Annotated in this window: 5 protein-coding genes and 1 pseudogene; 1 reads left to right on the forward strand and 5 read right to left on the reverse strand. The window is 67.6% G+C overall.

Features of this window, described 5'->3' with window-relative positions:
• Positions 1–138: 138 nt before the first annotated feature.
• Positions 139–783, forward strand: a complete 645-nt coding sequence (locus AB1I47_RS33105; RefSeq protein ID WP_354687875.1) for an MlaC/ttg2D family ABC transporter substrate-binding protein — start codon at positions 139–141, stop codon at positions 781–783.
• A gap of 49 nt (positions 784–832) precedes the next feature.
• Here AB1I47_RS33105 and AB1I47_RS33110 read toward each other — a convergent pair whose 3' ends face one another.
• The 5 genes and pseudogenes from AB1I47_RS33110 to hpnH all read right to left on the reverse strand — a co-directional run bounded on the left by AB1I47_RS33110 (position 833) and on the right by hpnH (position 6,665).
• A complete protein-coding gene (locus AB1I47_RS33110; RefSeq protein WP_354687876.1) occupies positions 833–1,840 on the reverse strand; it encodes a lysylphosphatidylglycerol synthase domain-containing protein in 1,008 nt (335 codons plus the stop codon).
• 8 nt (positions 1,841–1,848) lie between these two features.
• Positions 1,849–2,652, reverse strand: a complete 804-nt coding sequence (gene hpnK, locus AB1I47_RS33115; protein ID WP_354687879.1) for a hopanoid biosynthesis-associated protein HpnK — start codon at positions 2,650–2,652, stop codon at positions 1,849–1,851.
• Between the two features lie 38 nt (positions 2,653–2,690).
• Positions 2,691–4,115 carry a hopanoid biosynthesis associated radical SAM protein HpnJ gene (hpnJ, locus tag AB1I47_RS33120; RefSeq protein WP_354687877.1) on the reverse strand — a complete coding sequence of 475 codons (1,425 nt, stop codon included), beginning with the start codon at positions 4,113–4,115 and terminating at the stop codon, positions 2,691–2,693.
• Between the two features lie 272 nt (positions 4,116–4,387).
• Positions 4,388–5,479, reverse strand: a pseudogene (hpnI, locus tag AB1I47_RS33125) (bacteriohopanetetrol glucosamine biosynthesis glycosyltransferase HpnI); the annotation flags it as partial.
• Positions 5,480–5,492: 13 nt separating this feature from the next.
• Positions 5,493–6,665, reverse strand: coding sequence for an adenosyl-hopene transferase HpnH (hpnH, locus tag AB1I47_RS33130; protein ID WP_354687878.1), 1,173 nt, complete (start codon positions 6,663–6,665; stop codon positions 5,493–5,495).
• Between the last annotated feature and the right edge of the window lie 51 nt (positions 6,666–6,716).

Here is a 6,716-nt window from a genome sequence, read left to right on the forward strand (position 1 = left end):
CCGCAGTGGGGTTCGCAGTGGGGTCCGCAGTGGGGGTCATCAGCGCGGCGATCCGCTATACACTGACGTCCATGCGTCCGACCTGCAGCAGCGGCGGCGCTTTCCCACTGTCCACTGTTCTTCCCGGCACTCACATCCATGACGATTCACGGTTTGCTGTCCCTGGCGCCGCTTGCGGCGGTGGCCATGGTTTCCACGGTGCACGCCCAGGCGGTCCAGCCCGGCGACCTGCGCGCCAGTCCCGAGCGGCTGGTGCAGGCCGCGGTGGAGGGCGTGATCGGCACCATCCAGTCCAATCCCGAAACGCGCGCCGGCGACCTCGGCAAGATCACCGGCGTCGTGCAGAAGCAGTTCCTGCCTTACACGGATTTCCAGCGCACCACGCGGCTGGCGGTGGGCGGCGCCTGGCGCACGGCCACGCCGGAGCAGCAGAAGCAGCTTTACGAGCAGTTCCAGATGCTGCTGGTGCGCAGCTACGCGGTGTCGCTCTCGCAACTGCGCGAGCAGAACGTCAAGTTCCGCTACCAGCCGGTCAAGGGCGGCAGCGGCGCGACCGACGTGGTGGTGCAGACGCGCGTGATCAACAAGGCCGACGAGATGCAGATCGACTACCGGCTGCAGCGCACGCCCAATGGCTGGAAGATCTATGACATCAACATGATGGGCGCGTGGCTGATCGAGGTGTATCGCAAGCAGTTCGCCGATATCGTCGCGCGCGGCGGGGTGGACGGGCTGGTGAAGTACCTGACCACGCATAATGCCCGCCAGAATGCGGAAATCTGAGTGATGGGACGTGGCGATGATGTGACGGTGCCCTCGCGCCGCGAGCACTTTAAGCCTTCCTGCCCGCCTCGCGGGCGCGGCCGCGCCGCCAGCGCCGCAGCTCCACCCATTGCCACGACAGCAGCGCGGGCACGCCGAACAGGATTTCACGCGCGCGCTTGACCAGCGCCAGGGCCAGCGACACCTGCGCATCCATGCCCAGCGCCTGGCCCAGCAGCATCACCACCGCCTCCTGCACGCCCAGTCCGGCCGGCACGAAGAACGCCACGTTGCGCGCCGCCACGGTCAGCGCCTCGATCGCCAGCGCCTGCCAGAACGGCACCGGGTGGCCCAGCAGCATCAGCGCGAACCAGATCTCCAGTGTGCCGGTGACGAGCCCTGCGAGCTGCCAGCTCAACGCGCGCAGCAGTTCGCCGCGGCGGCGGTTCAGCGCGCGGATATGCGCGTCGAGCCGGGCGCCGTCGATCATCGCCACCACGCGGTGGTCTGCGCCGAACAGCCGGCGCGCCGCGCCTTCCAGCTTTTCGAAGATGCCGCTGTGCCGCAGCGACAGCGCGAACAGGATCGGCACCGGCAGCGACAGCAGCAGCCCCGCCAGGATGATCCAGGCCTGGCCGCTGTCCTGCAGCGCGCTCACCAGCATCAGCACGCCCAGTGCAGCAAACAGGTATTGCGCGAACAGCGTGGTCATCACCTCCACCACCACGCTGGCGGCCACCGCGGTGGTGTCGTGGATGCGCAGCCGCGACAGCCGGATGCCGACCAGTTCGCCGCCGATATTGGCGGTGGGCAGCAGCCGGCTGGTGGCTTCGCGCACGGTGGCGACCCACCACAGGAATGAGAGGCTCGCATGCTCGTGCGGATCGGCCGAAGTCAGCAGCACGCGCCAGCCCTGCGCATCGAGCAGCAGCGGCAGCGCGTGCAGCGGCACCAGCGCCAGCAGCAGCCAGCCGCCTTGGGCGACGATGGTGGCGATATCGCCGAGGCCCTGGTGGATCACCAGCACCGTCAGTGCCAGCAGGCCCAGCAGGCCGGTCAGGATGGCAATGCGTTTCATGTTCGGGTTCAGCACGCCAGCACGTCGGCAAAGCCGCCGCGCCGTCCGGCCGCATGCTCCAGCGCCGCGCGCACGCGCGGCGACAGCAGCGCGGCCAGTTCGTCGGCATGCCGATAGCCGCGCATCGACGTGGTGATGGCTTCGCCCGACACCACGGCCGGGTGCAGGTAGATCTCGCCGACGCCGGCGGGCAGCCGCGCCAGCGCGTCCAGCAGCGCCGCTTCGTCCATCTGGCCGCTGCGGGCAAGTCCGACCACGTAGTCATTGTGGGCGATGCCGGCGCGATCCAGCCGCCGGCGCAGCAGCGCCAGCCAAGGGCGCAGCAGCAGCGGCGCGCCCGCCTCGCGCGGCAGGCGCATCGCGCGCAGGCCGAATTCGCGCCCGACCGACAGGATCAGCGACAGCACCGTCGGGTGCAGGTGGAAGTGCTTGTGCGTATTGACGTGGTCCAGCGGCAGGCCGGTGGCGGCAAAGGCTTCGAACTGCGCGCGGATCTCGGCGGCCAGTTGCCGCCGCACATGCGGCAGGAAGAAGAAGCGGCACCCGTCCAGCGCCATGGCCGAACCGAAGCGGCCGTGCGCATCGACCAGGTCGGGGATCCGCGCGCGCGGCAACGTGGCCGGGCCATCGGCCAGCACCACGTGCAGGCCCACGCGCAATGACGGCAGCCGGCGCGCGCGCGCGACCGCATCCGCCACGGCCGGCGCGCCCACCATCAGGCTGGCCGCGTTCAGCACGCCGTCGCGATGCGCCAGCTCCACCGCTTCATTGACGGCCGGGTGCAGCCCGAAGTCGTCGGCGGTGACAATCAGCGCGCGCTGCGACGCATCGGAGATCGCGTTCGCCAGGATCAGGCCTCGTGCGAGCGCAGGAAGCGGAAGAACTCCACGCCTTCGCGCAGGCGCCGCTTCATCATGTCCCAGCTTCCCAGCATTTCCCGCACGATTTCCCAGATCTTGCCGGGGCGGAAATAGAAACGCTTATAGAAGGTCTCGACGCCGTGGTAGATGTCTTCCTTCGACAGGTGCGGATAGCTGATCGCCGCGAGCTGCACGCCCTTGTCGTTGACCAGGTTGATGACCTTGTTCTCTTCGAGCCAGCCGTTCTCCACCGCCTGCCGGTACAGCGTGGTGCCGGGATAGGGCGCGGCCAGCGACACCTGGATGGTGTGCGGGTTGATCTCCTTGGCGTACTCGATGGTTTTCTCGATGGTTTCGTGCGTCTCGCCGGGCAGGCCGAGGATAAAGGTGCCGTGGATCTGGATCCCCAGCTTGCGGCAGTCCTCGGTGAAGCGGCGCGCGATATCGGTGCGCAGGCCCTTCTTGATGTTCAGCAGGATCTGGTCGTCGCCCGACTCATAGCCCACCAGCAGCAGCCGCAGGCCGTTCTCCTTCATGATCTTCAGCGTGCTGTAGGGCACGTTGGCCTTGGCATTGCACGACCACGTGACGCCCAGCTCGCCGAGCCCGCGCGCGATCTCTTCCACGCGCGGCTTGAAGTCGGTGAAGGTGTCGTCGTCGAACATGATCTCCTTCACCTCGGGCATGTTCTCCTTGATCCATCTGACCTCGGCGATCACGCTCTCGACCGAGCGCGTGCGGTAGCGGTGCCCGCCCACGGTCTGCGGCCACAGGCAGAAGGTGCAGCGCGAGCGGCAGCCGCGGCCGGTATAGATCGACACGTACGGGTGCTTCAGGTAGCCGATGAAATAGTTCTCGATCTTCAGGTCGCGCTTGTAGACCGGAGCGACGAAAGGCAGCTCGTCCATGTTCTCGATCATCGGGCGCTGGCCGTTGTGTTCGAGCGAGCCGTCCGGCAGGCGGTAGCTGAGGCCCGCGATGTCCTTCAGTTGCTTGCCCGCGGCGACGTCCTGGCAGGTGTAGTCGAACTCCTCGCGGCAGACGAAGTCGATGGCGTCGCTGGCCCCGAGCGTGCCGCCCGGATCGACCGCGGGCTTGGCGCCGACCATGCCGATCATCACGTCGGGTTTGCGCTGCTTCAGTGCCTCGGCGAACTTGGCGTCGGTGGGGAACGACGGGGTGCTGGTGTGGATGATGACCAGCTCGTAGTCGATGGCAATGTCCAGCGTCTGGTGCACGGACAGGCCGTCGGCGGGCGCGTCGAGCACGCGGCTGCCGGGCACCAGCGCGGCGGGCTGGGCCAGCCAGGTCGGGTACCAGAACGACTTGATCTCGCGCCTGGCCTGGTAGCGCGAGCCCGCGCCGCCGTCAAAACCGTCGAAGGAAGGGGCCTGGAGGAACAGGGTTTTTTTCATTGCGGCCTCTGGGAGTGGATGCCGATGATGGCGTTGCGTTGGGGCAGGGACTTCGTGGATGCGCCGGCCCTCTCCCCCGGCCCCTCTCCCGCAAGCGGGAGAGGGGAGCAAACCGCCGGTGCGGTCAACGCCGTCACATCAACGGACGCTGCGGCAAGACGGCTTGCGAAATAACGCGATGGCGGCTCACGGTCCGCTTGTTTTCTCCCCTCTCCCGCTTGCGGGAGAGGGGCGGGGGAGAGGGCGGGCGCTTGCCCGGAGTGCTGCGCATCAACCACCGACAGCACCTGTCCGCGCCACCGCACCCTCTTGCCAGTCAGCGCAACCGCCCACCCCGCCAGCATCAGCCCGTCACGCAACGGCGCCCGCACGGCAGCCGCAATGCTGCCCGCCAGCACGCTGCGCGCGATCGCACCGATGATGGCGACCACGAAAACCGCAGGCAGCGGCGCCAGCCACAGGCCCACCGCCAACATCGGCCAGCTAAACGTAATAAACGTGAACCCAAAACCCAACGGCTTCAGCGACCGGATGGTCCGCAGCCAGCGCACTTCGTGCCGCCACAGCGCAACCAACCGATCCTCGGCGACATCGGTGCTGACCACGACATCGGACAACACCGTACGCCACCCAAGCCGCCGCGTCAGCTCACCCAGCCAGAAGTCATCCGCCAGCCGATCCGCCAACACCTCGAACCCGCCGATCGCAGCCAGCACATCGCGCCGCAGCGCAATCGTCGCGCCAAAGGCAAAGCGTCGCGAACCGGCAGCATGCGCGACCCGCACCGAGGGCACAAACCAGTCGTCGATAAACTGCGCACCGACACGCGACCAGAACCCGCCGACCGCGTTGCCGCGATAGAGGCAGGTGACCACGCCCACGCCGGCATCGGCCAGCGGCGCGGTCACGCGCACGAGGTAGTCAGGTGGCACGGCGATATCGCTGTCGGCGATCACCAGCACATCATGGCTGGCCTGCCGGAACAGGTTGATCAGGTTGCTGACCTTGAGGTTCGAGCCATGGACTTGCGGATCGACCACCAGCGCGATATCGCAATCCGGATAGTCGCGCCGCAGCCGCTCCACCACCGCGACCGCTGGATCATCCGCAGTGCGTACGCCAAACACCAGCTGGAAGGCCGGATGCCGCTGCCGGCACAGCGTGGCCAGGTTCTCGTACAGCCGTGGCTCAGCGCCGCACAATGGCTTGAGTACACTGACCGCCGCCGACGCAGCGCCGGCGCTTTCGGCCGGAGCCAGGCCCCGCCGCGACAGACAGGCCGCAGCCAGCGCATACCCCGCCGACACGCACGCCAGCGCGGCACCCAGCAGGGTGGCGGTGAGCGTTGCCGGTTCGGCGGCCATCGGTAGTACGCACTCAGTGCGTGGCGGCGGCGCTGGCCCCGGTTCGCCGGGCGGCCTGGTTTGCGCAGGGCTGCGCGCGCTGGATTTCCTCGAGCTTGATCTCCACGTGGCGCGAGAATACGTATTCCGCCGGCCGCTGCTTGTCCAGCGGGATATCCGGCGCCATCGGCCCGGTGGTGCGCACGCCGCGCAGGCTTACGCCAAGCGCCTTGAGCGGATGGGCGAAGGTGTCGGCGACCGCGGTGGCTTCGTAGCCGCTGTGCACCATGCAGTCCGCGCACTTCTCGTAGTTGCCGGTGCCGTAGGCGTCCCAGTCGGTGTCGTCCATCAGCTCGCGGAAGGTCTTGGCATAGCCTTCGCCGACCAGGTAGCACGGACGCTGCCAGCCGAACACCGTGCGCGCCGGGTTGCCCCACGGCGTGCAGCGGTAGGTCTGGTTGCCGGCGAGGAAGTCCAGGAACAGCGTCGACTGGCTGAAGGCCCAGTTCTTGCCGGCGCGGCCGCGGCTCAGGATGTCGCGGAACAGCTGCCGCGTCTTGCCGCGGTTCAGGAAATGCTGCTGGTCCGGCGCGCGCTCATAGGCATAGCCCGGCGATACGGTGATGCCGTCAACGCCCAGCGCCTTGACCGAGTCGAAGAACTTCGACACGCGCTCGGGCTCGGCATCGTTGAACAGCGTGCAGTTGATATTGACGCGAAAGCCCCGTTCCTTGGCGAGCCGGATCGCTTCGACGCAGCGGTCGTACACGCCTTCCTGGCACACCGAGCGGTCATGCATCTCGCGGTCGCCGTCCAGATGCACCGACCAGATGAAATACGGGCTGGGCCGGTACTGGTCCAGCTTTTTCTCCATCAGCAGCGCATTGGTGCACAGGTAGACGAACTTGCGCCGCGCGATCATGCCGCGCACGATCTCCGGCATGTCCTTGTGCAGCAGCGGCTCGCCGCCGGCGATCGACACCACCGGGGCGCCGCATTCGTCGACTGCCTCCAGGCATTCCTGCACCGACAGGCGCTGGTTCAGGATGGGATCGGGATAGTCGATCTTGCCGCAGCCGGAACAAGCCAGGTTGCAGCGGAACAGCGGTTCGAGCATCAGCGCCAGCGGATAGCGTTTCTGCCGCGACAGGTGCTTGCCGACGATGTAGGCGCCCACGCGGGCGACCTGCAGGAGCGGAATGGCCAAGGCAGCTTCCTCAGATTGGTTTCAGCCGGCGATGTTCTCGTTGGCGGGGGC

Source organism: Cupriavidus necator, assembly GCF_040578825.1.
GTDB lineage: Bacteria > Pseudomonadota > Gammaproteobacteria > Burkholderiales > Burkholderiaceae > Cupriavidus > Cupriavidus necator_E.

Bases quoted from the DNA above. Each gene is read 5' to 3' on its own strand.
- AB1I47_RS33105 (WP_354687875.1), top strand. From the start codon at position 139: ATGACGATTCACGGTTTGCTGTCCCTGGCGCCGCTTGCGGCGGTGGCC.
- AB1I47_RS33110 (WP_354687876.1), bottom strand. From the start codon at position 1,840: ATGAAACGCATTGCCATCCTGACCGGCCTGCTGGGCCTGCTGGCACTG.
- hpnJ (WP_354687877.1), bottom strand. From the start codon at position 4,115: ATGAAAAAAACCCTGTTCCTCCAGGCCCCTTCCTTCGACGGTTTTGAC.